The sequence below is a fragment of the Streptomyces sp. CA-210063 genome (assembly GCF_024612015.1).
In the GTDB taxonomy this organism is placed as follows: Bacteria; Actinomycetota; Actinomycetes; order Streptomycetales; family Streptomycetaceae; genus Streptomyces.
The window spans coordinates 9,546,802-9,573,792 of sequence record NZ_CP102512.1 but is presented as its reverse complement, the minus strand read 5'-3'; the positions used below and the strand labels follow the sequence as shown (position 1 = coordinate 9,573,792).

Here is a 26,991-nt window from a genome sequence, read left to right as displayed (position 1 = left end):
GTGATGAGCCGGAAACGCAGCGACGCGGATCGCCCCGCGCGTCTGCTTTTCGAAGGCTGGATCGCCGGGATGGGTACTTCTTCCGGCACCCGCATCGTGCTCGGGCACTGGGAGAGATCGCCGTTCGGGCCGTTCAGCGACGTGATGATCGAACTGGCGAACGGGCAGCGGGTGCTGTTGGCTCCCACGGGTGAGACGGCGGACTTCATCGCCGGCGTCTACGTCTTCGACACGGTCCGTGTCGTGCCGGTCGACGTGAGCCTCGGCGCGGGGACCTGGACCGTGCGGGCCGGGTCACTGGACCTGCGCTTCAGCACCGGTCGGCGTGGACCCCTGGGGCTAGGACTGCGCGTTGTCCCCGGCGCACTCGCCCGCCGCCCGGCGTGGGCCACGCTGACCGACTTTCCCGCCCGGTTGCTGCTGACCGGCGTACGCACCCGTGGCAGTGCGGGCTCCGGTCGCCGCGAGTGGTACGGCGCACGGGATCTGCGGCCCATCCGCGCGGTCGCGGCGACCTTCGAAGGCGACGACCTCGGTGCGCTGACACCCGTCGATCCTCCTGTCCGCTTCGGGTTCGGTTCGGTGCCCCGGAAACCCGCCGTCACACGGGTCGTCACGACGGTGGCGCGGACCGGCCGCAGCCGACGAACGAGCAGACCACCACCCGATCGCCCGCCGTGCGCCGGCGCACGGCCGTACTGGCCATGCGCATGTCCACCGTGAGAACGAACCGGACCGCGCCGGGATACCCGCCCGCCTCCGCCCCAGACGCGACGCGTGACGCCGTGCGTACCACTGGACGGCCAAGGTGAGGGCGAGGCCGATTTCCACCAGGTCGCCGCCGTAATACATCAGTTGGGCACCGGTGCGCAGATCGCCGACGGTGAAGTCGGTGCCGGGCGGCGGTGCCGCGTACAGCTCCTTTTCCTGCTGGGCCACTCCCCCACCGGCCCGGGTCCGCGCCTGGGTACCCGGTAGACCACGATGACGCGCGCGCTCCGGGCAGGTGCACGGCCGCGTTGCCGGTGCAGCCGGGCGGGCACTCGGGTGCGCATGCATCAGAGTCGTCGCCCCCGCTCGTCGACCGTTCGCTCACGGGCCTCGCCCGCGTACCGACGCGGCCCGTGCGTCGGGGCGAGCGGCCCAGTGACGACCACCGGGCCAGGCTCCGGGTGAGTGACGGGTGCGGGTCCCTTCGGGCCCGCACCCGGGACGGGGCCGGTCAGGCAGCGACCGCCTTCCGACTGATCCGGCGCCCGGCGGCGGCCAGGCCCGCTCCCGCCAGCGTGACGACGGCCGTCCTGCGCATCGCCGTGCGCCGCCGGCCGCCCCAGCCGCCGTGCACCGCACCTTCCCCGGGAGCCGGTACGTGCAGCGCTCCATGGGTGGCCGGGGCCGCCTCGTCGTGGGACAGATGGGTCCTGTCGGTCTGCCGCGCCATCACCCGCTCCGCGAGGGCGGGGTGCTTCCGCGACCGGCGCACCAGGGCCCGGCCCGCGGGGCCGACCACCACCTCACGGTGTGGGTGACGGGCCAGGTCCACGACAGCCCGGGCGACCCGCTCGGGGCTGTAGACGGGCGGCATGGCGAGCACCTTGCGCCCGGTGAAATTGGCCGCCTGTTCGAAGTGTGGGGTGTCGATGGTCGCGGGCATGACGGTGCACACCCGGATGTCCCTGAGCCCCTCCACCCGTAGCTGCTGCCGGAGGCTCGACCCGAGCCCCTGGATGGCGTGTTTCGACATGCTGTACGGGTGGCTGTACGGCTGGGCGACGGCGCCCGCGATGGACGAGATGTTGATCAGCGTGCCGCGTCGCCCCTGCTCGCGCATGACCCGCAGAGCCGCCCGCGCTCCGTGCACGTACCCCATCACGTTGACGTCCAGGACCTTGCGGAAGTCCTCCAGCGGTACGTCCTCGAAGCGGCCGAAGGCGTTGACGGCCGCGTTGTTGACCCACACGTCGATCCGGCCGAACTCCTCCACGGCCCGCCTCGCCAGGTCGTCGACCGCCTTGGCGTCCGTCGTGTCGGTCGGCACGACCAGTGTCCGGGCCCCGCGATGCTTCTCGCACTTCTGTGCGGTCGCCTCCAGGGCCTCCTCCCGGCGCGCGGCCAGCACGACGGCGCACCCTTTGCGCGCGAAGGCCTCGGCCGTGGCCCGGCCGATCCCGCTGGACGCCCCCGTCACCACCACCACCTGTTCCCGCTGCCGCATCACGTACCTCCTCGGTCGTGCCCCGTGCCGGACACCTCAGGTCCGGCTCGTCACCGCCCGAGTACCCGAAACCACCGAGTCACCTCTGCGACCGCTGACGATCTCGTACGGCGCGCGGCGGATTCCGGCAGTCCGGAAGGCGGCCCGTCGCGGGGATGGCGCTGTACCGGTCGCCCGGTGAGGATGCTCCCTCGCACCACACATCCCGCAGTGGACAGGAGGGCCTTTCCGATGGGTTCGCACGCGGCACCGAAACGTCGTGGACGCGCACTGCTGGCGCCCACGAGTCTGATGCTCCTGGCCGTGCTCCTCGGTGTCCCTCGTGCCGAGGGCGCGCCCGTGTCGGCCGACGCCTGCCGTGCCGTGGGCACCGAACTGCCCCGCGGCGACTGCGGGCCGTTCTGGCAGGTCCTCGCGGAGGACTTCGACGGCGACCGGGTGCCGCTGGGCGCGTTCAGCGACTGCGACCACCGGGTCGACACGTCCGGCGCGTACTGCGGCGGCCTGCGCGGGACGTACCGCGACAACTGGTGGGCCTACCCCACCGGTTGGCGCGACACGGCCAATGACCGGGGCCGGGAGGTCGTGGGTGTCTACCACCCGGAGGACACGGTGAGCGTGGGCCCTGCGGAGAACGGCGACGGCAGGATGTACATCCGGATGTGGCGGCCCGCCGACGGCGGCCCCGTGCACGCTGCCGCTGTGGTACCGCGTGCCGTCATGCAGATGAAGTACGGCAAGTACAGCGCCCGTATCAAGGTGACGAAGCTCGCGCCGGGCTACAAGTCCGCCTGGCTGCACTACGGCGGGGGATGCGAGATGGACCATCCCGAGGGCGAGTGGACCGGCGACCTCACCGCCTTCCACCATCCGTGCGGCGGAGGCGAGCAGGGCTACTTCCCTGGCAGTGACGACTGGACGCGGTGGCACACCGTCTCGACGGAGTGGACGCCCGGACACGTACGGTTCTTCGTGGACGGCCGACAGGTGGGGCACGACACCCGCGAGGTGCCCGACCAGCCCCTGTCCTGGGTGCTGCAGAACGAGAGCGCCCTGCAGGGGCCGGGCGCCGCCCCGGGCAGCAGCGCCCAGCTCGACATCACATGGGTCGCCGCCTACGCGTACGGGTGGAAGTGATCGTCCTGGGCGTACGCCCGTGAAGGGCGGAGCTTGCCCGTGTCGCGCGCCCGGCGCACGCTGGTTGTATGGCTGCGCAAGACGGCCCCGGCCCCACGCTCATCACGTCCGTGCAGCGGGCCTTCCGCCTGCTGGAGGCGGTGAGCGCCCACGAGAACGGCGCGCCGGCGAAGCAGCTGGCCCGGGAGACGGGGCTGCCCCTGGCCACCGCCTATCACCTGCTGCGGACCCTGGTCCACGACGGCTATCTGCGGAAACTGGACGACGGCGGGTTCGTCCTGGGCGACAAGGTGCAGACGCTCCACACCACCGGCCGCGGCCAGGCACTGCTCAGCCGGGTCCGCCCCACGCTCGCCGCGCTGCGGGACGAGCTCACGACCGCCGCCTACCTCACCTTCTACGAGGACGGCGAGATCCGGGTCGCCGAGATCGTGGACAACGCCCGGGCACCCCGGGTCGACCTCTGGGTGGGATTCGAGGACGCCGGGCACGCCACCGCGCTGGGCAAGTCGGTGCTGCGCGAGCTGGACGAGGAGTCCCGCAAGGACTACCTCTCCCGGCACCATCTGACCGATCTCACGCCACGGACCATCACCGACGCTCCGGAGCTGCTGCGGCGCCTGGACTCCTCGCCCGTGGCGCCGGCCGTCACGGACCTGGAGGAGTACGCCCTCGGCACGGTCTGCATGGCGGTGCCCGTGTACAGCGGGGACACACTCGGCTCGCTCGGCGTCTCACTGCGGGCCGACCGGCTCTCCCGTCTCCAGGAGGTCCGGGAGCGGCTGCTCCCGACCGCGAGCCGCGTGACCAGGGGCCTGTCGCTCACTATCTGAAAATCGTGTCCTTGTGGCGCCCACACCCATCCCCTTTCCTGGACCAAACGGACATTTCCCGGAGCGCATGCTCCACGCACAGGTGAGGACTGCGGGCGAAACATGAGTCACACGCGAGAGCACGGTGACGACCACCGGCCGATCCGGCCGCCCAGGAAAGACGTGGCTGCCCCAGGGACGGGGGCACTGAAGCGCCTCGCCACGCAGCTGGCCTCCGGTACGCCCGTACTGCCGGTGCTGATCGTTTCCGTCATCGTGGCCGTCGACCTCCTCGGCGGAGCCGGGCTGACCTGGCTGCCGCTGCTCGCCGCCGGACCCGCGCTGGCCGCCACCACGAGCGGCCCGCGCGGAGTGCTCTGTGTCGGTCTGCTCGCCGGCCTGCTGGGCGCGACGCTGGGCATCCGTGACGGCGAGCCGGTCCGCGAGCTGGCGGCCGTACTGTCCGCCCTGGTGGCCGTCACCCTGGCGAGTGGCCTGGCCAGCGCGCTGCGCGGGCGTCGCGAGCGGGTGCTCGCGGCCGTCCGCTCCGTCGCCGAGGCCGCCCAGCACGCGCTGCTCCAGCCCGTACCGGCGACCGTCGGCCCGTTCCAGGTGGCCGTCCGCTACAGCGCCGCGGCCGCGGAGGCCCGGATCGGCGGGGATCTCTACGCCCTCGTGCCGACCCCGTACGGGGTTCGGCTGATCGTCGGCGATGTGCGCGGCAAGGGGCTGCCTGCGGTGGGGATCGCCGCTCTGGTGCTGGGGGTCTTCCGTGAGGCGGCCTACGAGGAGCCCGATCTTCTCGCCGTCGTCGACAGGATCGAGCGGAGTCTGGCGCGCAACCTCCGCTGCGACGACTTCGTCACCGCCGTGGTCGCCGGACACGCCCGGCCGGACCTGCTGGAAGTGGTCAATTGCGGGCACACGCCACCGCTGCTGGTGCGCGGATCCGGAGTCGTACCCGTGGAGTCCGACCGTCCGGCACCGCCGCTCGGGCTGCGCGCCCTCACGGGCGAGACCCCCGCCCTCCAGGTGCTGCCCTTCGCCGACGACGATCAGCTGCTCCTCTACACCGACGGCGTCACGGAGGCCCGCGACCGCGCCCGTGAGTTCTACCCGCTCGCCGACAGGCTGGCACGGCATGTGTCCGACGAACCGGCGCGCACCCTCACGGCGCTCCACGACGAACTGCTGGCGCATGTGGGAGGCCGACTCCACGACGACGCGGCACTGCTCCTGCTCCGCAAGCCCGCCGTTCCCGCGGCGGCACCCGCGCCGGATCGGGCATGACCGTGACCGCCCCGAGACGACGGCGAATCGCAGCACTCCCGTTACCGATGCCGGGCATCGACTGCCCGCTTCCCTTCTACAGTGCCGGTATGGAGATCAAGTGTTCGCAGTGCCAGGGCTTCGACCTGGAGCCGGGATTCGTCGAGGACGCCGGTGAGAGTTCCCGGGGATACGCGCGGTGGATCCCCGGGCCCCTGGAGCGAGGCGTCCTGGGCGGGGCCAAGCGCTTTGGCCGCCCCCGCTTCCAGATAGACGCCTACCGCTGTCGCGCCTGCGGCCATCTGGAGCTCTTCGCTCCGCATCAGGTCTGACCTCGCGAACGCCGGAAGCGGAGCGGACGGACGACCGCACGGGCGTCGACGGGGAGCCCGCAGGTCTTAACGAGGTCTTGACGCCGCCCCGCCCCACTTTCCATGGCCCACACACCACTCCTTGCTTACGCTGATGCAGCGGTCCCCCGATGGCCGGAACCGTTCGTATCACCGCACGTCAGGAGCTCACCCTTGGCCACCACGGAGCACACCCGGACGAGCCCCTCGGCCGGCCGTCTGCGGACGTGGATGCTGGAAGGCCTGTCCGACATGGGCAAGGCCGGACGGACCGCTAAGCGCCGGCCGGAACCGGCCGCGGAGCCGGCCCACAAGGGCCAGTCCTGGTGGCGGGTGATGTGCCTGACCGGCGTCGACTACTTCTCCACCCTCGGCTACCAGCCGGGCATCGCCGCGCTCGCCGCCGGTCTGCTCTCCCCCGTGGCGACCATCGTCCTCGTGATCGTCACCCTCGCCGGCGCACTCCCCGTCTACCGGCGCGTGGCCGAGGAGAGCCCGCACGGCCAGGGCTCGATCTCCATGCTGGAACGCCTGCTGACGTTCTGGAAGGGCAAGCTCTTCGTCCTCACCCTGCTGGGTTTCGCGGCGACCGACTTCCTGATCACCATCACCCTCTCGGCCGCGGACGCCTCCACCCACCTCGTGGAGAACCCCCATCTGACCGACGTCCTGCACGACAAACAGCTCCTGATCACCCTCATCCTGATCGCCCTGCTCGGCGCGGTGTTCCTCAAGGGCTTCCTGGAGGCGATCGGCGTCGCGGTGGCCCTGGTGGGCTCCTACCTCGCCCTGAACGTCGTCGTCGTGGCCGTGGGCCTGTGGCATGTGATCACCGAGGGTCACGTCATCACGGACTGGTCGACGGCGCTGACCGCCGAGCACGGAAACGTTCTGGCCATGATCGGTGTGGCTCTCCTGGTCTTCCCGAAGCTCGCGCTCGGCCTGTCCGGCTTCGAGACGGGCGTGGCGGTCATGCCGCATGTGGAGGGCGACCCGGGCGACACCGAGCAGGATCCGAAGGGCCGCATCCGGGGAACGAAGAAGCTCCTGACGGCCGCTGCCGTGATCATGAGCGTCTTCCTGGTCAGCACCAGCTTCATCACCACCCTCCTCATCCCGGAGAAGGAGTTCGAGGACGGCGGCGAAGCCAACGGCCGCGCGCTCGCCTATCTCGCCCACGACTACCTGGGCAACGCCTTCGGCACGGTCTACGACGTCTCGACGATCGCCATCCTCTGGTTCGCCGGCGCCTCCGCCATGGCCGGTCTGCTCAACCTCATGCCCCGTTACCTGCCCCGCTACGGGATGGCCCCGCACTGGGCCCGCGCGGTCCGCCCCATGGTCATCGTCTTCACCCTCGTCGGCTTCCTCGTCACCTGGATCTTCGACGCGGACGTCGACGCGCAGGGCGGCGCGTACGCGACGGGCGTCCTGGTCCTGATCAGCTCGGCGGCGATCGCGGTGACGATAGCCGCGCGGCAGGCCCGCCAACGGGGCTGGACGATCGCCTTCGCCGTGATCTCGGCGGTCTTCCTCTACACGACGGTCCTCAATGTCATCGAACGGCCCGACGGCGTGAAGATCGGCGCCTGCTTCATCGCGGGCATCATCCTCATCTCGCTTCTCTCCCGCCTCGCCCGGGCCTTCGAACTCCGGGTGACGAGCGTCGACCTCGACCCGATGGCCGAGCGTTTCGTCCGCGACATCGCCAGCCGCCGTATCCGCTTCATCGCCAACGAGCCCGACAACCGGGACATCGCCGAGTACCGCGAGAAGATCGAACAGATCCGCCACGACAACGACGTCCCCACGGCCGAGGACTTCGTCTTCGTCGAGGTGACCGTCACGGACCCCTCGGAGTTCGAGGCGGGTCTGACGGTCCGGGGCGAAGTGATGCACGACCGCTACCGCGTGCTGACCCTGGAATCCTCCTCGGTCCCCAACGCCCTGGCCGCCCTGCTCCTGCACGTCCGGGACTCGACCGGCTCCCTCCCCCACATCTACTTCGAGTGGACCGAGGGCAACCCCTTCGCGAACTTCCTCCGCTTCTTCCTCTTCGGCCAGGGCGAGGTCGCCCCGGTCACCCGAGAGGTACTGAGGGAAGCCGAAGCCGACCGCGAGCGACGCCCTCGCGTGCACGTGGGCTGAGCGCGCGCGGTCGGCCACGGGTCCGTCAGCCGTCGCCCTCCAGGTCCCCCTCCGTCTCCAGGTACACCTGCCGCAGCCCCTCCAGCACCGCCGGGTCGGGCTTCTCCCACATCCCGCGCGACTCCGCCTCCAGCAGTCGCTCGGCGATGCCGTGCAGGGCCCAGGGGTTGGCCTGCTGGAGGAACTCGCGGTTGGCGGGGTCCAGGACGTAGGTCTCGGTGAGTTTGTCGTACATCCAGTCGGCGACCACGCCGGTGGTGGCGTCGTAGCCGAACAGGTAGTCCACGGTGGCGGCGAGTTCGAAGGCGCCCTTGTAGCCGTGGCGGCGCATCGCCTCGATCCACTTGGGGTTGACGACGCGGGCGCGGAAGACCCTGGACGTCTCCTCGACGAGGGTCCGGGTGCGGACCGTCTCGGGGCGGGTGGAGTCACCGATGTACGCCTCGGGGGCCGTGCCGCGCAGGGCCCGGACGGTGGCCACCATGCCGCCGTGGTACTGGAAGTAGTCGTCCGAGTCGGCGATGTCGTGCTCGCGGGTGTCCGTGTTCTTGGCGGCGACCTCGATCCGCTTGTACGCCGTCTCCATCTCCTCGCGGGCCGGGCGGCCGTCGAGTTCACGGCCGTAGGCGTAGCCGCCCCACACCGTGTAGACCTCGGCGAGGTCGGCGTCGGTGCGCCAGTCGCGGGAGTCGATGAACTGGAGCAGACCGGCGCCGTACGTGCCGGGGCGGGAGCCGAAGATCCGGGTGGTGGCCCGGCGTTCGTCGCCGTGCGCCGACAGGTCGGCCTGGACGTGGGCCCGTACGTGGTTGACCGAGGCCGGTTCGTCCAGGGACGCGGCCAGGCGTACGGCGTCGTCCAGCAGCCCGATGGTGTGCGGGAAGGCGTCGCGGAAGAAGCCGGAGATGCGCAGGGTCACGTCGATGCGGGGGCGGCCCAACTCCTCGTAGGGGATGGGCTCCAGGCCGGTCACACGGCGCGAGGCGTCGTCCCAGACCGGGCGGACGCCGAGCAGGGCGAGGGCCTCGGCCACGTCGTCGCCGGCCGTGCGCATGGCACTCGTGCCCCACAACGACAGCCCGACGGACGTGGGCCACTCGCCGTTGTCCGTGCGGTAGCGCTCCAGCAGGGAGTCCGCGAGCGCCTGGCCGGTCTCCCAGGCGAGGCGGGAGGGGACGGCCTTGGGGTCGACGGAGTAGAAGTTGCGGCCGGTCGGGAGGACGTTGACGAGTCCCCGCAGGGGTGATCCCGAGGGGCCCGCGGGGACGAAGCCGCCGGCCAGGGCGTGGACGGTGTGGTCGAGTTCGGCGGTGGTCGCGGCCAGGCGCGGCACGACCTCGCGGGCCGCGAACTCCAGGATGGCGGCGACCTGTTCGCCGTGCTCGGTGGGGACGGCGGCCGGGTCCCAGCCCGCGTCCTCCATCTCCTGGACGAGGGCGCGGGCCTTCGCCTCCGCCTCGTCGGCGGTCGTACGGGTCGCCGCGGACTCGTCGAGGCCCAGGGCCTCCCGCAGGCCGGGCAGCGCGGTGGCGCCGCCCCAGATCTGGCGGGCGCGGAGGATGGCGAGGACGAGGTTGACGTGGTCGTCGCCGGTGGGCGGGGTGCCGAGGACGTGCAGACCGTCGCGGATCTGGGCGTCCTTGACCTCGCAGAGCCAGCCGTCGACATGGAGGAGGAAGTCGTCGAAGCCGTCGTCCTCCGGGCGGTCGGCGAGGCCGAGGTCGTGGTCGAGTTTGGCGGCCTGGATGAGGGTCCAGATCTGCGCGCGGATCGCCGGGAGCTTCGCCGGGTCCATGGAGGAGATCTGGGCGTACTCGTCGAGCAGTTGCTCAAGACGCGCGATGTCACCGTAGGAGTCCGCGCGGGCCATCGGCGGGACCAGGTGGTCGACGAGGGTGGCGTGGACGCGGCGCTTGGCCTGGGTGCCCTCGCCCGGGTCGTTGACCAGGAAGGGGTAGATCAGGGGGAGGTCGCCGAGGGCTGCGTCGGGGCCGCAGGCGGCGGACAGACCGGCGTTCTTGCCGGGCAGCCACTCCAGGTTGCCGTGCTTGCCGAGGTGGATCATCGCGTCGGCGCCGAACCCCCCGTCCTCGGTGCGGGCGGCGATCCAGCGGTAGGCGGCCAGGTAGTGGTGGGAGGGCGGGAGGTCCGGATCGTGGTAGATCGCGATCGGGTTCTCACCGAAGCCGCGCGGGGGCTGGATGAGGATCAGCAGATTGCCGAAGCGCAGGGCCGCGAGGACGATGTCGCCCTCCGGGTTGCGGCTGCGGTCGACGAACATCTCGCCGGGCGCCGGGCCCCAGTGCTCCTCCACGGCGGTACGCAGTTCCTCGGGGAGGGTGGCGAACCAGCGGCGGTAGTCGGCGGCCGCTATGCGGACCGGGTTGCGGGCCAGCTGCTCCTCGGTGAGCCAGTCCTGGTCGTGGCCTCCCGCCTCGATGAGGGCGCGGATCAGCTCGTCGCCGTCGCCGGACGCCAGACCGGGCACATCTGTGTCCCCGAAGTCGTAGCCCTCTTCCCGGAGTCGGCGCAGGAGAGCTACCGCGCTCGCCGGTGTGTCCAGGCCGACCGCGTTGCCGATGCGGGAGTGCTTGGTCGGGTAGGCGGAGAGCACGAGCGCGAGGCGCTTGTCGGCGGCCGGGATGTGGCGAAGTCGCGCGTGGCGTACGGCGATCCCGGCGACACGGGCGGCCCGCTCGGGGTCCGCGACGTACGCCGGGAGGCCGTCGGCGTCGATCTCCTTGAAGGAGAACGGGACGGTGATCAGACGACCGTCGAACTCGGGTACGGCGATCTGGCTGGCCGCGTCGAGCGGGGAGACACCTTCGTCGCTCGCGTCCCAGTCGGCCCGGGAGGAGGTGAGGCAGAGCGCCTGGAGGATGGGGACGTCGAGGCCGGTCAGGGCGCCCGCGTCCCAGGACTCGTCGTCACCGCCGGCCGACGCCTCGGCGGGCTTGGTGCCGCCCGCGGCCAGGACAGTGGTGATGATCACGTCCGCGGAGCGGAGTTCCTCGATCAGCTCGGGCTCGGGGGCGCGCAGGGAGGCCACGTACAGCGGAAGGGCACGGGCGCCCGCGTCCTCGATCGCGTCGCACAGGGCGCCGACGAAAGCGGTGTTGCCGCTCATGTGGTGGGCGCGGTAGTAGAGCACGGCGACGGTCGGGCCGTCGACGCCGTCGCCGGGCGTGCGCTCCAGCGGCCCCCAGGTGGGGGCGGGCGTGGGCGCCTCGAAGCCGTGGCCGGTGAGCAGGACCGTGTCGGAGAGGAAGCGGGCGAGCTGCTCCAGGTTGGCCGGGCCGCCGTGCGCGAGGTAGGCGTGGGACTCGGCCGCGATGCCGATGGGGACGGTGGAGGCGGCCATCAGCTGGGCGTCGGGCGCCTGTTCACCGGTGAGGACGACGACCGGGCGGCCGTCGGCGAGCAACAGGTCCAGGCCGTCCTGCCAGGCCCGGATGCCGCCGAGGAGACGTACGACGACCAGGTCGACGCCGTCGAGGAGGGCGGGGAGGTCGTCGAGGACCAGGCGGGAGGGGTTGGCGAACCGGTACGGGACCGGGCCGGTGGCCGCTCGGGCGCTGAGCAGATCGGTGTCGGACGTCGACAGGAGCAGGATCATGTGGCGGTGGGCCTTCCTCGGGGTCCGCGCCCCGGGCGGTGTCGGATCGAAAGTCTCCCCTGCTCGGCCGGGACCGGGCGTCGGGGAAGGGAGTTCCTGGCTCGCCCGACCCCTGGGGACGGGCTCACAGTGGCGGGACCGCGCCGGACTCACACCGGGCTTCCTCCCCTGTCGCCGTCGTGGCGTCGGTGGACCGGATGATCCACCACGCAGCATAGTAAGGGGCGCCTCAAAAGGGCGGGGCATACAGCCGTGATGACGGTAGGTATGCTCGCCGCCATGTCCATGGCTGCCCTCCGTTCATCCTCCCAGGCCACAGCGGCCCCACGAGACCGCGGTGACGCCTGCCCGGGGACGCTCCGGCTGCACACCGCGGACGACGGGGCGTTGGCCCGCGTACGGATCCCGGGCGGCGTCCTGACCGTCCGCCAGGCCGAGGCGCTCGCGGAGGCGGCGCGGCGGCTCGGTGACGGCGACCTGCATCTCACCTCGCGCGGCAATGTGCAGCTGCGGGGGCTTGCGGACGGCTGCGGGGCGGAACTGGCCGAGTCCCTGGACGCGGCCGGGCTGCTCCCCTCCCCCGCGCACGAACGGGTCCGCAACATCGTCGCCTCCCCCTTGTCCGGCCTCGACGGGCATGGCCTGCGCGACGTACGGCCCTGGTTGTCGGCCCTCGACGCGGCCCTCTGCGCGAGCGACGGGGCGCGGGCGTTGTCGGGCCGGTTCCTGTTCGCACTCGACGACGGGCGCGGGGACGTGGCCGGGCTCGGCGCCGATGTGACCGTACGGGCGGCCGAGCACGGCGCCGCGCTGCTGAGCCTCGGAACGGCCGGCGAAGCCCTGCTGGTGCCCGGCGAGGAGGCGCCCCGCGCCGCGCTCGCGGCGGCCGAGACCTTCCTGGAGGCGGTGCGGGAGAGCGGCACCCGGGCCTGGCGGGTCACTGAACTCCCGCTCTCCAAGGGGGAGTTGACGCAGATGGTCCGCCGCCGCCTGGCGGCCGACGGCATCGACGCCGCCGGCACGGCCGGTGTCGGGCCGGCCGGTGTCGGGCCGGCCAGTGTCGGGCCGGCCGGTGTCGGGCCGGCCAGTGTCGAGTCGGCCACCGACGACGGACCACCGCCCGGGCTCGTCGGCGCGGCCCTCTCCGTACACGCCCCGCTCGGCCGGCTCTCGGCCCTCCAGTGGCGGGAGTTGACGCAGGTGGCGTCCCTGGACCCCGCCGGTGAACTGCGGCTGACCCCCTGGCGCGGCATCGTCGTGCCCGCGCCGGGCCTGGACGCCGAGCAGGCGGCCGACGCGCTCGCCCGGCTCTCCGCCACCGGCCTCGTCACCGACCCCGCCTCCCCCTGGCTCCGCGTCGGCGCCTGCATCGGACGGCCCGGATGCGCCAAGTCCCTCGCGGACGTACGGGCGGACGCGACCGAGAGCCTCGCCGCGGCCGGGCGCGCCGGCCTCCCCCTGTACTGGTCCGGGTGCGAACGCCGCTGCGGTCACCCCCGGGGCGAACGGATCGACGTCGTCGCCGTCGAGGGCGGCGGCTATCAGCTCTCCCTCACCGCTCCCGGCCAGGACCCGCGGACCGCGCCCATGGCCGACCCCTCCCGACTCGCCACCGCCCTGGCGGCGATCACCGCATGAGCCCCATGAACGGAACGCCCCCACGAGCCGCACGAACGACAGCCACACGAACGACAGCCACACGAACGACAGCCGCATGAACGACAGCCGCATGACGACCGAGAGCAGCGAGAAGACCACCGTGACCACGTACGACTACGAGAAGGACGGCCCGGCCATCTACCGCCAGTCCTTCGCCACCATCCGCGCGGAGGCGGACCTCGCGGCCCTGCCCGCCGACGTCAGCCAGGTCGCGGTCCGGATGATCCACGCCTGCGGAATGGTCGACCTCGTACGGGACTTGGGGTACACGCCCGACGTGGTGGCCCGCGCCCGCGAGGCCCTGCGCGCCGGCGCGCCCATCTTCACCGACGTCCAGATGGTGGCCAGCGGAGTCACCCGCAAGCGGCTGCCCGCCGGCAACGACGTGCTCTGCACGCTCTCCGACCCGGCCGTCCCCGAGCTGGCGGCGAAGCTCGGCACCACGCGCAGCGCCGCCGCCCTCGAACTGTGGCGGGACCGGCTGGAGGGTTCCGTCGTCGCCGTCGGCAACGCGCCCACCGCCCTCTTCCGGCTCCTGGAGATGATCGAGGAGGGCGCGCCCCGGCCCGCCGCCGTCATCGGCGTCCCGGTCGGCTTCGTCGGCGCCGCCGAGTCCAAGGAGGCCCTGGCCGCGCACCCGTCGGGGCTGGAGCACATCGTCGTACGCGGCCGTCGTGGCGGCAGTGCCATCGCCGCCGCCGCGCTCAACGCGATCGCTAGTGAGGAAGAGTGAGCGGCAAGCTGTACGGGGTGGGGCTCGGCCCCGGTGACCCGTCCCTGATGACCGTACGGGCCGTCGAGGTCATCGCCGAGGCGGACGTGATCGCGTACCACAGCGCCCGCCACGGCCGTTCCATCGCCCGCTCGATCGCGGCGAAGCACATCCGCGCCGACCACATCGAGGAGCGGCTGGTCTACCCGGTCACGACGGAGACCACCGACCATCCGGGCGGTTACAAGGGCGCGATGGAGGAGTTCTACGCGGAGGCGTCGGCCCGGCTGGCCGTGCACCTCGACGGGGGGCGTACGGTCGCGGTCCTCGCCGAGGGCGATCCGCTCTTCTACGGCTCCTACATGCACATGCACAAGCGGCTCACCGGCCGCTACGACACCGAGGTGATCCCCGGTGTCACGTCCGTGTCCGCCGCGGCGGCCCGGCTCGGCACCCCGCTCGCCGAGGGCGAGGAGGTGCTGACCATCCTGCCGGGCACCCTGCCCGAGGAGGAGCTGACCGCGCGGCTCGCCTCGACGGACGCGGCCGTGGTGATGAAGCTGGGTCGGACCTTCACCAAGGTGCGGAGCGCGCTGGAGGGTTCGGGGCGGCTGGGCGAGGCGCGGTATGTCGAACGGGCCACCATGGCCGGGGAGCGGGTCGCCGAACTGGCGGACGTGGACGCGGAGTCGGTGCCGTACTTCGCGGTGGCCGTGCTGCCCAGCCGGGTCGACGCGGAGCGGCCCGAGGCGCGGGAGCGGGGCGAGGTGGTCGTGGTCGGTACCGGTCCGGCCGGTCCGCTGTGGCTGACGCCCGAGACGCGGGGTGCGCTCGCCGCCGCCGACGACCTGGTCGGTTACACGACCTATCTGGACCGGGTGCCTCGGCGCGCGGGCCAGGTCCGGCACGGCTCGGACAACCGGGTCGAGTCGGAGCGCGCCGAGTTCGCCCTCGATCTGGCCCGGCGCGGGCGGCGGGTCGCGGTCGTCTCCGGCGGCGACCCGGGGGTCTTCGCCATGGCGACGGCCGTCCTGGAGGTCGCCTCGCAGAAGGAGTACGCGGACGTGCCGGTGCGGGTGCTGCCGGGTGTGACCGCCGCCAACGCGGCCGCCGCCCGTGCGGGCGCCCCGCTCGGCCACGACTACGCGGCCCTGTCGCTCTCCGACCGGCTCAAGCCGTGGGAGGTCATCGCCGAGCGGCTGCGCGCGGCGGCCTCGGCGGATCTGGTGCTGGCCCTGTACAACCCCGGTTCGCGCAGCCGCACCTGGCAGGTGGGCAAGGCGCGCGAGCTGCTGCTGGAGCACCGGGCGCCGGACACCCCGGTCGTGGTCGCCCGGGACGTGGGCGGCTCCGGCGAGCGCGTCCGGATCGTACGGCTGGCCGACCTGGACCCGGCCGAGGTCGACATGCGGACCATCCTGCTGGTCGGCTCCTCGCAGACCCGGGCCGTACGGCGCGGGAACGGCGAGGAGATCGTCTGGACACCGCGCCGTTATCCGGAGGGGTGACCGGCGGCTGCCGGGGTTCAGCGGGCCGTGAGACGCTCTTCGACCCAGCGGGCCGCCGCCTCGGGATCCGCCACCACGGGGACGCCCTCGGGCACGGGCGGCCTGCGCACCACGACGACGGGCAGCCCGGCCTCACGGGCCGCCGTCAGCTTCGGCGCGGTGGCGGCTCCCCCGCTGTCCTTCGTCACGACGACGTCGACGCGGTGGCGGCGCATCAGCTCGCGTTCCCCGTCGAGGCTGAAGGGGCCGCGGTCGAGCAGCACCTCCATACGGGCCGGGTGCGGGGCCTCGGGTGCGTCGACGGACCGGACGAGGAACCACAGGTCGTCCAGGGCGGCGAACGCGGCCAGGCCCATGCGCCCGGTGGTGAGGAAGACGCGCCGGCCGAGCGCGGGCAGCAGCTTCGCGGCCTCCTCCAGGGAGGCCGCGTCGTGCCAGTCGTCGCCGTCTGCCGGGACCCAGCCGGGGCGGCGCAGCGCGAGCAGGGGAACATGGGTGGCGGCGGCCGCCCGTGCCGCGTGGAAACTCATGGTCCCGGCGAAAGGGTGGGTGGCGTCGATGAGCGCGTCCACCCCGTGCTCGCGCAGCCAGGCGGCCAGTCCCTCGGCCCCGCCGAAGCCGCCGACGCGGACCTCGCCCGGGGGCAGCCGAGGGCTGGCGACGCGTCCGGCGAGGGAGCTGGTCAGCCGCAGGCCAGGGGTGTCGTGCAGCAGTTCGGCCAGGCGGCGGGCCTCCGTGGTTCCGCCGAGTATCAGTACGCGCATGGAAGTCCGGGTCCGTTCATGAGCAGTGGTGCAGAGCAAGGCGCGGGTGGGGCCGCCGGTGCGGCGAAGGGCGGTCGTGCGGCCCAACTCAAGCACACCGGTCTGCGGCCCGGCTGGACCACCGGCGCCTGTGCGACGGCGGCCACGACAGCCGCGTACACCGCCCTGCTGACCGGCGAGTTCCCCGACCCGGTGACCATCACGTTGCCGAAGGGGCAGACCCCGTCGTTCGCGCTCGCGGCCGAGGAGCTGACCGGCGGGAGCGCGATGGCGGGGATCGTGAAGGACGCGGGAGACGATCCGGACGTCACGCACGGGGCGCTGGTCCGGGCCACGGTACGGCGGCTGCCCGCCGGGGCCGGGGTGGTGTTCAGGGCCGGTCCCGGCGTCGGGACGATCACCCGCCCGGGCCTGCCCCTGCCCGTCGGCGAACCGGCCGTGAACCCGGTCCCCCGGCAGATGATGCGGGACCACGTCGCCGAGGTCGCCGCACGCCACGGGGGCACCGGCGATGTCGAGATCACCGTCTCCGTGGACCACGGCGAGGAGATCGCCCGCTCCACCTGGAACCCCCGGCTCGGCATCCTCGGCGGTCTGTCCATCCTGGGCACCACCGGGATCGTGGTCCCCTACTCGTGCTCGGCGTGGATCGACTCCATCCGGCGGGGCGTGGACGTGGCCCGGGCGGCCGGGCGCACCCATGTCGCCGGGTGCACGGGGTCGACGTCGGAGAAGACGGTCGTCGCCGCGTACGACCTGCCCGAGGACGCGCTGCTGGACATGGGCGACTTCGCGGGCGCGGTGCTGAAGTACGTCCGCAGGCATCCCGTGGACCGGCTGACGATCTGCGGTGGCTTCGCCAAGCTCTCCAAGCTCGCCGCCGGCCATCTCGACCTGCACTCCGCCCGCTCCCAGGTCGACAAGGGCTTCCTCGCCGAACTGGCCCGGCGCGGCGGCGCGAGCGAGGCGCTGGCCGCCGAGGTGGCCGACGCCAACACCGGGCTCGCCGCGCTCCAGTTGTGCGGGGCGGCCGGGGTGCCACTCGGTGACCTGGTGGCGACGGCGGCCCGCGACGAGGCCCTGGCCGTGCTGCGCGGTGCGCCCGTCGCGGTCGACGTCATCTGCGTCGACCGGGCGGGCACGATCGTGGGACGCAGCACGGTCCGCTAACTCTCCGACACCGTCCGAAGGTAGGCGCCGAGACGGGCGACGGCCGACGGGTTGCGGGGGCTCTCGACCAGGTCGACGTAGTCGAGGACGAAGATCCGCTGGTGCCTGATCGCGGAGACGTCGCGCAGCGGGGCGTAGGAGAGCAGGAACTCCTTCTTCCGCTCGGCGCTCACGTCCCCGTAGTCGCAGATCACGATGGTGTCCGGGTCCCGCTCGACGACGCTCTCCCAGCCGACCGTGGTCCAGGAGTCCTCGACGTCGTGCATGACGTTGACCCCGCCGGCCTCGGTGATGATCTGCTCGGGGGCGGCGTAGCGGCCGGAGGTGAAGGGCTGGTCCTGGCCGCTGTCGTAGAGGAAGACCGTGGGCTTCTTCGCGGGTGCCTCGGCCCTGACGCCGGCGATCCGCTTCTTGAAGTCGGCGATCAGCGTGGCCGCCCGTTTCTCGACGCCGAACAGCTTCCCGAGGTTGGTGAGGTCGGTGTACAGGGCGTCCAGGGGCGGCATGATGCCGCGCGAGGTCTCGGTCCGGCCGTTGCGGCAGGACTCGGTGAGGATGTACGAGGGGATGCCGAGCTTCTTCAGGGCGTCGGGGGTGAAACCGGCGTCCTCGCGGAAGCCGTAGTTCCAGCCCGCGAAGACGAGGTCGGCTCTGGCGTCGAGGACGTTCTCCTTGGTGAGCTGGTCCTTCGACAGCCATGTCACCTTGTCGTAGCCGTCCTTCCACGGCACACCGCTCAGATCGCCCTTGTCGTCGGGCATGGCGAACCCGGCCATGCGGTCCTCCAGGCCGAGGGCGAACATCAGCTCGGTGATCCCGACGTCGTTGGTGACCACGCGCTCGGGGACCTGGTCGAACGTCACCTTCCGGCCGCAGTTGGTGAGGGTGACCGCCTTCTGGGAGGACGTGGCGTCTCCGGGCGGCTCGACGGTCGCGCCGCATCCGGTGGCGGTCGCGGCGAGACACAGTGCGGCGGCGAGCAGCTTGCGCATGGGGGTCCTCAGGTCGTGGGCGGAAGCAGGTCGAACAGGAGTTGGACGGCGCCGGTCTCCGGATGCCGTACGGGATGTGCGCGGACCCCGAACACCTCGGCGAGCAGGGCCGGTCGGAGGACGTCGTGGGGCGGGCCCGAGTCGACGATCCGGCCGCCCGCGATCACGTACAGGACGTCGCAGTGCGCGGCGGCGAGATTGAGGTCGTGCAGGGCGGCGAGCACGGTGACGCCGCTGTCGCGCACCAGGGACAGCACGTCCAACTGGTGGGCGATGTCGAGGTGGTTGGTGGGTTCGTCGAGGACGAGCACCTTGGGCTGCTGGGCGAGGGCACGGGCGATCAGGACGCGCTGCTTCTCGCCGCCGGACAGGGCCAGGAACCCCCGGTCGGCGAGATGCCCCACCCCGGTCCTGTCCATGGCCCGCGCGCGGATCTCCGCGTCGGAGGCGGCCGTCCGGTCCCGGTGCGGCAGCCGCCCCATGGCGACCACCTCGGCGACCGTGAAGTCGAACTCGGCCGACGACTCCTGCGGCAGCGCGGCCAGCACCCGGGCGGCGGCCCGGGGCGGCATGGCGTGCGCGTCGTCCCCGTCCAGCCGCACCACGCCGGCGGCCGGGCGCAGCGCCCGGTACACACAGCGCAGGAGCGTCGACTTGCCGCTGCCGTTGGGGCCGACGAGCCCGACGAACGCCCCGCTGTCGACGGTGAGTCGGACGTCGTCGACGATCCTGGCCCCGGCGGCCTCGACCGTCACATCCTCGATGTCAAGCCGCACGGGCCCTCCTGGTTCCGGCCGGGACGAGCGGGCCGCCCGCCATCAGCGGCCTCCGAACGCGTAGCCGCCGCGCCGCATCAGCAGCAGGAAGGCGGGCACGCCCACCACGGCGGTGATCACTCCGACGGGCAGTTCGGCGGGGGCGAGCAGCAGCCTGGACAGCACATCCGCCCACACCAGCAGCACGGCGCCGACGAGCGGGGCCACCATGAGCACCCGGCGGTGGTCGGCGCCGACCAGCATCCGCACGATGTGCGGCACCATCAGCCCGACGAACCCGATGGCCCCGCTGACCGCGACCACCGTCCCGGTCACGGCGGCGGTGACGAGGAACAGCTCCCGGCGCAGCCGCGCCGGGCGGATGCCGAGCGCGGCCGAGGTCTCGTCGCCCATGGCGAGGGCGTTGAGCGATTCGGCCCGCCACCGCAGCCACGCCCACCCGGCCGCCACGGTCACGGCGACGAGCGGCACCTGCGCCCAGGTCGCCCCGCCCAGACTGCCCAGCAGCCACATCAGCGCCGACCGGGCCGCCTCGCCGCGGGCCGCGCCGAACACCATGACCGTGGTGACCGCTTCGAAGCCGTACGCCAGTGCCGTGCCGGTCAGGATCAGCCGCAGCGGGGTCAGCCCGTGCGGCGACCGGGCCACGGCGTACACCAGGGCCATGGCCGCGAGCGCCGAGACGAACGCCGACACGGACAGCGCCCAGACCCCGAGCCCGGCGAACGCGCCGAGCAGGATGACCGCGTTGGCGCCCACCGCCGCGCCCGAGGAGATGCCCAGGACGAACGGATCGGCGAGCGCGTTGCGCACGATCGCCTGCACGGCCACGCCGACGGCCGCGAGCCCCGCCCCGACGACGGCACCGAGCAGGACCCGGGGCAGCCGGATCTCCCAGACGATGGTGTACGAGGCGACGTCCCCGGCGTGCACGGTGCCACCGGTGAGCCCGGCCCACAGGAACCGGAGGACGTCCGCCCAGCCGATCCCGGCGGCTCCCAGACCGGTGCCGCCGACGAGCGACAGCAGCAGAAGCGACCCGATGCCGACTATCAACGGGGGCAGGGGTATTCGGCTGGGGGCGGGGCTGCGGCGCACGGTCGGGGCGGTCCTTCGCCTGGGGCCGCCTGGTGGACGTCGGTCGAGGAACGGTCCGTACGACGCGCCGGCCGTGCGGTCCCCTCTCGCAGTCCACGGCGAGCAGTCAACGGGTCGCACCACCCACGGGCGATCGGGCTCGCGCGACGGACTGTCCGGCCGTCGCACACACCGTTGCGGGTCAGCGCCGGACTCTCACCGGCTTCCCCCGCGGGAGGCGGTGGCAGCGTAACACCGGGTGCGATGGCGCCTTCGAGCCCGGTCGGTTTGGGTGCGTTGGCGACTGCGGGTGGTGTGTGGTTGCTCGCGCAGTTCCCCGCGCCCCTGAAAAGCAGGGGCTGCGCCCCGTGCTTTTCAGGCCCGCAGGGCCGTCGTCTTCAGGCCCGCAGGGGCCTGTTTTTTAGGGGCGCGGGGAACTGCGCGAGAAGCCCCCACCCACCCGCAGCCGACAACGAACCCCGCGCATCAGCAACCGTGCCGCTCCCGCTCCGCCGAGTACAGGTGGCTGTCCCGAAACTGCCGCGCACCCAACGTTCGGCCGACCATGATCACAGCCGTGCGCAGCACACCCGCCTCCTTCACCTTCCCGGCGATCTCCTCCAGCGTGCCCCGGATGATCAGCTCGTCGGGCCGGGAGGCGTAGGCGACGACCGCGACGGGGCAGTCGGCGCCGTAGTGCGGGAGCAGTTCCCCGACCACACGGTCCACGTACTTGGCGGCCAGGTGCAGCACGATCAGGGCGCCGCTACGCCCGAGCGTGGCCAGGTCCTCACCCTCGGGCATGGCGGTGGCACGGTTGGCGATCCGGGTGAGGATGACGGTCTGGCCGACGGTCGGCACGGTCAGCTCCCGCTTCAGGGAGGCCGCCGCGGCGGCGAAGGCGGGCACGCCCGGCACCACCTCGTACGGCACGCCGGCCGTGTCCAGCCGCCGCATCTGCTCGGCGACCGCGCTGAACACGGACGGGTCCCCGGAGTGCAGCCGGGCCACGTCGTGCCCCTCCTCGTGCGCGCGCACCAGCTCGGCGGTGATCTCGTCCAGGTTGAGCTGGGCGGTGTCCACCAGTCGGGCGTCCGGCGGGCATTCGGCCAGCAGTTCGCGCGGGACCAGGCTGCCCGCGTACAGGCAGACCTGGCAGGCGGCGAGCGTACGGGCGCCGCGGACCGTGATCAGGTCGGCGGCGCCGGGGCCGGCGCCGATGAAGTACACGGTCATCTGTCTGCTCCTGGAACGGGGTCGATGGTTTTCTGTACGGCCCACTGGGTCACCGGCATCGCCTGCCGCCACCCGGTGAAGCCGCCCACGGGCACGGCGTGCGCCACCGCGAGCCGCACCAGCTCACCGCCCCACCGTCGGTGGGCGTTGGCGAGCAGCGCCTCGGACTCCAGCGTCACGGTGTTGGCGACCAGCCGTCCGCCGCCGGGCAGCGCCTCCCAGCAGGCGTCGAGGAGGCCGGGCGCGGTGAGTCCGCCGCCGACGAACACGGCGTCGGGCGGCGGCAGTTCGGCCAGGACGGCGGGCGCGGCACCGGTGACGACCCGCAGCCCGGGCACGCCGAGCCGTTCGGCGTTGCGGGTGATGCGCTCGGCCCGCACCGGATCGCGTTCGACGGTGATCGCCCGGCAGGAGGGGTGCGTCCGCATCCACTCGATCGCGATCGAGCCCGACCCGCCGCCGATGTCCCACAGCAGCTCGCCGGGCGCCGGGGCGAGCGCACCCAAGGTGGCGGCGCGCACATACCGCTTGGTGAGCTGCCCGTCGTGTTCGTACGCCTCGTCCGGGAGCCCCGGCACGGCGCCGAGCCGGAGCGCGTCCGGGGCTCGGCGGCACTCGACGGCGACGATGTTGAGCGGGTCGCCGGGCGGCTGCGCCCGCCCCCAGTCGTCGGCGGTGCTCTCGTCGCTCGTACGTTCCTTCTCCCCGCCGAGCTGTTCGAGGACCCGCATCCGGCTCGGCCCGAAGCCTCGGTCCCGCAGCAGGGCGGCGACCTCGCCGGGGGTGTCGGCATCCGCGCTCAGCACGAGCAGCCGTCGACCGTCGTGCAGGGCGGCGACGAGCCGGGCGGTGGGCCGCCCGACGAGGGTGACGATCTCGACGTCCTCCAGCGGCCAGCCGAGGCGGGCGGCGGCGTAGGAGACGGAGGAGGGGTGCGGCAGGACGCGCAGGGCGTCCGTCTCCTCGGCGAGGGCGCGGCCGATGCCGTAGAACATGGGGTCCCCGCTGGCCAGTACGGCGATCCGGCGGCCGGCGTGCGCGGCGAGCAGGCCGGGGACGGCGGGGCGCAGGGGCGAGGGCCAGGCGATCCGCTCCCCCGCGCACTCCGGCGGCAGCAGGTCCAGTTGGCGCGGGCCCCCGAGCAGGACCTCGGCGTCGCGCAGGGCCGTACGGGAGGTGTCGGGGAGTCCGCCCCAGCCGTCGGCTCCGATCCCGACGACGGTGACGGCGGGAGTCGGTCCTGGTCGTGCGGGGGTCACTCTTCGCTACCTCGGATTTCGGGGACGGTACTGGGGTCGCCTCTCCCGGAGACAACAGGGGCGCACTCTACTGGCCGACCTCCCGTCCACACCGCTCGGGTACGCATCGGGTCGGCCGCGTGACGTGCGACGTCCTCCTACGGGCTCTCCGCCTTCGTCAGCGTCGCGACGGACGGTGACCTGGCGTGGTGTGCGGCGACGGCCATGACGATGACGGAGGTCAGGGTGATGGCCGCGCCGACGTAGAGGGGCGCGGTGTAGCCGAGGCCCGCCGTGATGGCCAGGCCGCCGAGCCAGGCGCCGAGGGCGTTGCCGATGTTGGACGCGGACACGTTGGCGCTGGCGGCCAGTGCCGCGCCGTGGGCGTGGTCGGTGACGCGGGTGATCAGGCCGGGCACACTGGCGAACCCGGTCACTCCCATCAGGAACACCAGGATCACCGACGCGACGGCGCTGCCGGCCAGCAGGCCGAACGCGGCCAGGGTGACGGTGAGTCCGAGGAGGGCGAGGACCAGGGCGCGGTCACGGTCGTGGTCGGCCGCTCGCCCGCCGACCAGGTTCCCGACGACGAGGCCGACGCCGTACACCATCAGCAACCAGGCCACATCCGCCGAGGAGAAGCCGCCGACCTCGGTGAACGTGTAGGCGATATAGCTGAACGCGCCGAACATGCCGCCGTAGCCGAGCGCGGTGGCCGTCAGGGTGAGCCAGACCTGCCAGGAGCGGAACGCACGGAACTGCGCCCGCAAGCCGGTGGGCGGCGGCGGACCGGAGCGGCCCGGCGCTGTCGCCGTCCGCGTCGCTCCCGCGTCGTCGGGGACGAGGGCGACGATGCCCGCCAGCGCGAGCACACCGATCGCGGTGACCGCCCAGAAGGCCGCTCTCCAGCCCCAGCGTTCACCGACCAGCGCGCCGAACGGTACGCCCAGCACGTTCGCGAGCGTGAGCCCGGCGAACATGACGGCCACCGCGCGGGACTTCTTCTCCGGCGCGACCAGGCCGCGGGCGACCAGCGAGCCGATCCCGAAGAACGAACCGTGGCACAGCGCCGCGACGATCCGCCCGAGCAGCATCACCTGATAGTTCGGCGCAACCGCCGACAACAGGTTGCCGATGACGAACAACGCCACCAGGCCGACCAGGACGCCCTTGCGCGGCAGCCGCGCCGTCGCCGCCGTCAGCGCGATCGCGCCGATCGCGACACTCAGGGCGTATCCGGAGATCAGCCATCCCGCCGCCGCCTCGGACACGGCGAAACTGGTCGCCACCTGGGGAAGCAGCCCGGCGATCAGGAACTCCGTCAGACCGATGCCGAACCCGCCGAGTGCCAGCGCGATGAGCCCACTCGGCATCCGCCGCTCTCCGATCGACCGCCCGACAAGTCGCTGTCCGCGGCCCCACTATGCCACCACGGGTACGGAGTTCGTACGGTCACCCCGCCAGGCGCGGATCCAGGTGATCCGGGGGCCTACCGCACCAGGCAGGGGCGCTTGCTGTCGAACTCCCAGTCGGGGATCAGGAATTGCATGGTGACGGCATCGTCGCGCGCCCCCAACGCCTTCTCCCGGTAGAGGTCATGGGCGGCGAGGAGGCGGTCCATGTCGAGCTGGACGCCGAGGCCCGGGGCGTCAGGGACGGCGATCTCACCGCCCACGATGCGCGGTGGGTCGACGGTGAGCCGTTCCAGCCCTTCCTGCCAGATCCAGTGCGTGTCCAGGGCGTTGTACTCGCCCGGGGCCGCGGCGCCGCAGTGGGTCACCATGGCCAGGGAGATGTCGAAGTGGTTGTTGGAGTGGCAGCCCCAGGTCAGCCCCATCGCGTTGCACAGCTGCGCCACACGCACGGAACCCTGCATGGTCCAGAAGTGCGGGTCGGCCAGCGGGATGGAGACCGACTGGAGGGTCAGGGCGTGGGCCATCTGACGCCAGTCGGTGGCGATCATGTTGGTCGCGGTGGGCAGGCCGGTGGCGCGGCGGAACTCGGCGAGGATCTCCCGTCCCGAGTAGCCGCCCTCGGCTCCGCAGGGGTCCTCGGCGTAGGCGAGCGTGCCGACCAGGGGCCGGCACAGCTCGATCGCCTCGCGCAGCGACCAGGCGCCGTTCGGGTCGAGGGTGATGCGGGCCTCGGGGAAGCGGGTCTTCAGCGCCCGTACGGCCTTGACCTCCTCCGCGCCTTCCAGGACGCCTCCCTTGAGCTTGAAGTCCCGGAAGCCGTAGAGGTCGTAGACCGCCTCGGCCTGGCGGACGATCGCCTCCGGGGTCAGGGCCTCCTCGTGTCGGATCCGGTGCCACTCCGCGTCCACGTCGGGTTCGCGGACGTACTCCAGATCGGTCCGGTCGGGGTCGCCGACGTAGAAGAGGTAGCCCAACACCCGTACGGAATCCCGCTGTTGCCCGTCGCCCAAGAGCGCCGCCACGGGCACGTCGAGGTGCTGGCCGAGGAGGTCGAGCAGCGCCGACTCGACGGCGGTGACGGTATGGACGGTGGTCCGCAGGTCGAAGGTCTGGGCGCCCCGGCCGCCGGCGTCGCGGTCGGCGAAACGGTCGCCGATCTCGCGGAGGACGCGCTTGTAGTCGCCCACCTTCGCCCCGAGGACGAGGGGTCCGGCGTCGCGGAGCGTCTGCGTGATCTTCTCGCCGCCGGGCACCTCCCCCAGTCCCGTACGGCCCTCGGAGTCCTTGAGGACGACGACGTTGCGGGTGAAGTACGGGCCGTGGGCGCCGGAGAGGTTCAGCTCCATGCAGTCGCGGCCGGCGACAGGGTAGACGGCGTACTCGGTGACGGTCGGCTGACTGCTCATGCTGGTCCAAGTCCCTTGTGTCATGGATGAGTCGGGTTACAGGCTGAGGACGTCGAGGGCCCACTCGGCCGCCAGGACACCGCCCAGGCCGAGGATCGCGAGCACGGTCGTATAGCTGGTACGGACCTTGATCGCTTCGATGACGGAGAGGTTGAAGTACTCCTTGAACAGCCAGAATCCGGGGTCGTTGACATGGGAGCAGGCGATGGAACCGCAGGCGACGGCGAGCACCATCATCTCCGGGTGGACCCCGCTGCCCGCCAGCAGCGGCAGCACCACGCCGGAGGCCGTGACGACGGCGACCGTCGCCGAGCCGAGCGCGATACGGAGGATGACGGCGACGAGCCAGGCCAGGACGATCGGCGAGATGGACCAACTGTCCGTGGCGTCCTTGATGTAGTCGGAGATCCCGCCTTCGACGAGGACGTTCTTGAAGGCCCCGCCCGCGCCGATCACCAGGAGGATCATCGCCATCGCCTTCGCCGCCGAGGTGCAGGAGGCGCCGACCTCCTCCAGGCTCCGGCCGATCCGCGGTCCGAACGCCCAGATCGCCAGGCACAGGGTGAGCAGCAGCGCGATCGGTGCCGAGCCGAGGAAGGCGACGGAGTTCAGGAGCGGGCTCTCGGTGGAGGTGGCCATGTCGGTCACGGCGGCGGCCACGATCAGCACCACGGGGAAGAGCGCCACGAACAGCGACCAGCCGAGGCCGGGCATCTCCTCGTCGGTGAACTCGCGCTCGGTGACCAGGCCCTTGGGGATGGCCGGGTCCAGCGCCCTGACGAAGGGAAGCCGGGGCCAGGTCAGGGCGATGAGCGCACCGGCGGGAACGGCGATGAACAGGCCGTAGAACAGCGTCAGCCCGACGGAGGCGTGGAAGGTCGCGGCGACGGCGGTGGGGCCGGGGTGCGGCGGCAGGAAGCTGTGCATGGTGGACAGCGCGATGGACATCGGCAGACCGACCCACAGCAGCTTCGCCCCGGTGACCCTGACCAGGGTGAACGCGATGGGCACGATGATGATGAAGGCGACCTCGTAGAACATGGTCACGCCGATCAACATGGACGTGACCACCATGGCCACCTGGACCCAGCGGGGGCCGAACGCGTCGAGGAGCTTTCCGGCTATCCGCTGCGCGGCACCGGAGTCCCCCATCACCCGCCCGACCATGGCACCGAGTCCGATGGTGAGCATGGTGTCGCCGATCTGGCCCCCGATGCCCTCGGAGAGCACGTCGGGGATGGTCGCCACCGGGATTCCCCGGACCAGTGCGACGCCGACCGCCACGAGCAGAAGGGCCGCGAAGCCGTTCAGCCTCAGCCTGGTCATGAGCAGCAGCAGGATCAGCACACTGATCCCCACCACGAGCAGGGGCATGACAGTTCTCCTTTGAACCGGTGCGGGGCGGCGAGCTGGTGAGATCCATCCCTGTATGCAGATGCTGTCCACGTATGCAGATGGACGTTAAGGGTGTGAACGGAGACGGTCAATGGG

General features: G+C 72.3%; 21 protein-coding genes and 1 riboswitch. Of the genes, 10 read left to right on the top strand and 11 right to left on the bottom strand.

Translation table 11 applies throughout. The features are described 5' to 3' along the window. The first annotated feature begins 3 nt into the window (after positions 1-3). Complete coding sequence (locus tag JIX56_RS41995; RefSeq protein WP_257548970.1) at positions 4-723, top strand: hypothetical protein; 720 nt, start codon at positions 4-6, stop codon at positions 721-723. A gap of 499 nt (positions 724-1,222) precedes the next feature. On the opposite strand, the gene JIX56_RS41990 is transcribed toward JIX56_RS41995, so the two are convergent. Continuing rightward, positions 1,223-2,215, bottom strand: a complete 993-nt coding sequence (locus JIX56_RS41990; protein ID WP_257548969.1) for an SDR family oxidoreductase — start codon at positions 2,213-2,215, stop codon at positions 1,223-1,225. Positions 2,216-2,446: 231 nt separating this feature from the next. Here JIX56_RS41990 and JIX56_RS41985 point away from each other — a divergent pair, with 231 nt between their 5' ends. From JIX56_RS41985 to JIX56_RS41965, 5 genes are all read left to right on the top strand, one after another. Then, on the top strand, positions 2,447-3,352 hold the full coding sequence (locus JIX56_RS41985) for a glycoside hydrolase family 16 protein (protein ID WP_257548968.1): 906 nt from the start codon (positions 2,447-2,449) through the stop codon (positions 3,350-3,352). Positions 3,353-3,420: 68 nt separating this feature from the next. After that, complete coding sequence (locus JIX56_RS41980; RefSeq protein ID WP_257548967.1) at positions 3,421-4,185, top strand: IclR family transcriptional regulator; 765 nt, start codon at positions 3,421-3,423, stop codon at positions 4,183-4,185. A 102-nt stretch (positions 4,186-4,287) separates the two neighbouring features. Then, positions 4,288-5,454, top strand: a complete 1,167-nt coding sequence (locus JIX56_RS41975) for a PP2C family protein-serine/threonine phosphatase (protein WP_443031963.1) — start codon at positions 4,288-4,290, stop codon at positions 5,452-5,454. Positions 5,455-5,543: 89 nt separating this feature from the next. Further along, positions 5,544-5,765, top strand: a complete 222-nt coding sequence (locus tag JIX56_RS41970; RefSeq protein WP_257548966.1) for a hypothetical protein — start codon at positions 5,544-5,546, stop codon at positions 5,763-5,765. Between the two features lie 192 nt (positions 5,766-5,957). Beyond that, entirely contained in the window at positions 5,958-7,931 is a 1,974-nt protein-coding gene (locus JIX56_RS41965; RefSeq protein WP_257548965.1) for an amino acid transporter, read from the top strand. A 25-nt stretch (positions 7,932-7,956) separates the two neighbouring features. On the opposite strand, the gene cobN is transcribed toward JIX56_RS41965, so the two are convergent. Beyond that, on the bottom strand, positions 7,957-11,547 hold the full coding sequence (cobN, locus tag JIX56_RS41960; protein ID WP_257548964.1) for a cobaltochelatase subunit CobN: 3,591 nt from the start codon (positions 11,545-11,547) through the stop codon (positions 7,957-7,959). Between the two features lie 90 nt (positions 11,548-11,637). Beyond that, a riboswitch (cobalamin riboswitch) is annotated at positions 11,638-11,713 on the bottom strand. Between the two features lie 89 nt (positions 11,714-11,802). Between cobN and cobG the strand changes: the two genes are divergently transcribed. The 3 genes from cobG to JIX56_RS41945 all read left to right on the top strand — a co-directional run bounded on the left by cobG (position 11,803) and on the right by JIX56_RS41945 (position 15,426). Further along, positions 11,803-13,185, top strand: coding sequence for a precorrin-3B synthase (gene cobG, locus JIX56_RS41955; protein ID WP_443031962.1), 1,383 nt, complete (start codon positions 11,803-11,805; stop codon positions 13,183-13,185). Positions 13,186-13,261: 76 nt separating this feature from the next. Then, the gene (locus JIX56_RS41950; protein WP_257548962.1) at positions 13,262-13,939 is read left to right on the top strand and encodes a precorrin-8X methylmutase; all 678 of its coding nucleotides are present in this window, start codon (positions 13,262-13,264) and stop codon (positions 13,937-13,939) included. Next, the gene (locus tag JIX56_RS41945; RefSeq protein WP_257548961.1) at positions 13,936-15,426 is read left to right on the top strand and encodes a precorrin-2 C(20)-methyltransferase; all 1,491 of its coding nucleotides are present in this window, start codon (positions 13,936-13,938) and stop codon (positions 15,424-15,426) included. The genes JIX56_RS41950 and JIX56_RS41945 overlap by 4 nt, the downstream gene beginning before the upstream one ends. A gap of 17 nt (positions 15,427-15,443) precedes the next feature. Here the strand turns inward: JIX56_RS41945 and JIX56_RS41940 are convergent, their stop codons facing one another. Continuing rightward, on the bottom strand, positions 15,444-16,190 hold the full coding sequence (locus JIX56_RS41940; RefSeq protein ID WP_257548960.1) for a cobalt-precorrin-6A reductase: 747 nt from the start codon (positions 16,188-16,190) through the stop codon (positions 15,444-15,446). Positions 16,191-16,208: 18 nt separating this feature from the next. Between JIX56_RS41940 and JIX56_RS41935 the strand changes: the two genes are divergently transcribed. Next, complete coding sequence (locus tag JIX56_RS41935; RefSeq protein WP_257548955.1) at positions 16,209-17,360, top strand: cobalt-precorrin-5B (C(1))-methyltransferase; 1,152 nt, start codon at positions 16,209-16,211, stop codon at positions 17,358-17,360. Here the strand turns inward: JIX56_RS41935 and JIX56_RS41930 are convergent. The 8 genes from JIX56_RS41930 to JIX56_RS41895 form a co-directional block, all read right to left on the bottom strand. Continuing rightward, positions 17,357-18,352: an ABC transporter substrate-binding protein gene (locus tag JIX56_RS41930; RefSeq protein ID WP_257548954.1), complete on the bottom strand. Its 996-nt coding sequence runs from the start codon at positions 18,350-18,352 to the stop codon at positions 17,357-17,359. The genes JIX56_RS41935 and JIX56_RS41930 overlap by 4 nt on opposite strands. Before the next feature lie 8 nt (positions 18,353-18,360). Continuing rightward, positions 18,361-19,128, bottom strand: coding sequence for an ABC transporter ATP-binding protein (locus JIX56_RS41925; RefSeq protein ID WP_257548953.1), 768 nt, complete (start codon positions 19,126-19,128; stop codon positions 18,361-18,363). A 42-nt stretch (positions 19,129-19,170) separates the two neighbouring features. Continuing rightward, entirely contained in the window at positions 19,171-20,226 is a 1,056-nt protein-coding gene (locus tag JIX56_RS41920; protein WP_257548952.1) for a FecCD family ABC transporter permease, read from the bottom strand. A gap of 465 nt (positions 20,227-20,691) precedes the next feature. Continuing rightward, a complete protein-coding gene (cobM, locus tag JIX56_RS41915) occupies positions 20,692-21,441 on the bottom strand; it encodes a precorrin-4 C(11)-methyltransferase (RefSeq protein WP_257548951.1) in 750 nt (249 codons plus the stop codon). Beyond that, the gene (gene cbiE, locus JIX56_RS41910; protein ID WP_257548950.1) at positions 21,438-22,700 is read right to left on the bottom strand and encodes a precorrin-6y C5,15-methyltransferase (decarboxylating) subunit CbiE; all 1,263 of its coding nucleotides are present in this window, start codon (positions 22,698-22,700) and stop codon (positions 21,438-21,440) included. Before cbiE ends, cobM begins: the two co-directional genes overlap by 4 nt. A 137-nt stretch (positions 22,701-22,837) precedes the next feature. Then, positions 22,838-24,052: an MFS transporter gene (locus JIX56_RS41905; RefSeq protein WP_257548949.1), complete on the bottom strand. Its 1,215-nt coding sequence runs from the start codon at positions 24,050-24,052 to the stop codon at positions 22,838-22,840. A 116-nt stretch (positions 24,053-24,168) separates the two neighbouring features. Then, the gene (locus tag JIX56_RS41900; RefSeq protein WP_257548948.1) at positions 24,169-25,500 is read right to left on the bottom strand and encodes an enolase C-terminal domain-like protein; all 1,332 of its coding nucleotides are present in this window, start codon (positions 25,498-25,500) and stop codon (positions 24,169-24,171) included. A 36-nt stretch (positions 25,501-25,536) separates the two neighbouring features. Further along, positions 25,537-26,874, bottom strand: coding sequence for a gluconate:H+ symporter (locus JIX56_RS41895; protein WP_257548947.1), 1,338 nt, complete (start codon positions 26,872-26,874; stop codon positions 25,537-25,539). Positions 26,875-26,991: the final 117 nt, after the last annotated feature.

Coding starts and splice junctions, on each gene's coding strand:
- JIX56_RS41980 (WP_257548967.1), top strand. CDS start 3,421: ATGGCTGCGCAAGACGGCCCCGGCCCCACGCTCATCACGTCCGTGCAG.
- JIX56_RS41995 (WP_257548970.1), top strand. CDS start 4: ATGAGCCGGAAACGCAGCGACGCGGATCGCCCCGCGCGTCTGCTTTTC.
- cobM (WP_257548951.1), bottom strand. CDS start 21,441: ATGACCGTGTACTTCATCGGCGCCGGCCCCGGCGCCGCCGACCTGATC.
- JIX56_RS41950 (WP_257548962.1), top strand. CDS start 13,262: ATGAACGACAGCCGCATGACGACCGAGAGCAGCGAGAAGACCACCGTG.
- JIX56_RS41905 (WP_257548949.1), bottom strand. CDS start 24,052: ATGCCGAGTGGGCTCATCGCGCTGGCACTCGGCGGGTTCGGCATCGGT.
- JIX56_RS41990 (WP_257548969.1), bottom strand. CDS start 2,215: ATGCGGCAGCGGGAACAGGTGGTGGTGGTGACGGGGGCGTCCAGCGGG.
- cobN (WP_257548964.1), bottom strand. CDS start 11,547: ATGATCCTGCTCCTGTCGACGTCCGACACCGATCTGCTCAGCGCCCGA.
- JIX56_RS41985 (WP_257548968.1), top strand. CDS start 2,447: ATGGGTTCGCACGCGGCACCGAAACGTCGTGGACGCGCACTGCTGGCG.
- cobG (WP_443031962.1), top strand. CDS start 11,803: ATGACGGTAGGTATGCTCGCCGCCATGTCCATGGCTGCCCTCCGTTCA.
- JIX56_RS41895 (WP_257548947.1), bottom strand. CDS start 26,874: ATGCCCCTGCTCGTGGTGGGGATCAGTGTGCTGATCCTGCTGCTGCTC.
- JIX56_RS41970 (WP_257548966.1), top strand. CDS start 5,544: ATGGAGATCAAGTGTTCGCAGTGCCAGGGCTTCGACCTGGAGCCGGGA.
- JIX56_RS41975 (WP_443031963.1), top strand. CDS start 4,288: ATGAGTCACACGCGAGAGCACGGTGACGACCACCGGCCGATCCGGCCG.
- JIX56_RS41900 (WP_257548948.1), bottom strand. CDS start 25,500: ATGAGCAGTCAGCCGACCGTCACCGAGTACGCCGTCTACCCTGTCGCC.
- JIX56_RS41935 (WP_257548955.1), top strand. CDS start 16,209: ATGAGCAGTGGTGCAGAGCAAGGCGCGGGTGGGGCCGCCGGTGCGGCG.
- JIX56_RS41930 (WP_257548954.1), bottom strand. CDS start 18,352: ATGCGCAAGCTGCTCGCCGCCGCACTGTGTCTCGCCGCGACCGCCACC.
- JIX56_RS41940 (WP_257548960.1), bottom strand. CDS start 16,190: ATGCGCGTACTGATACTCGGCGGAACCACGGAGGCCCGCCGCCTGGCC.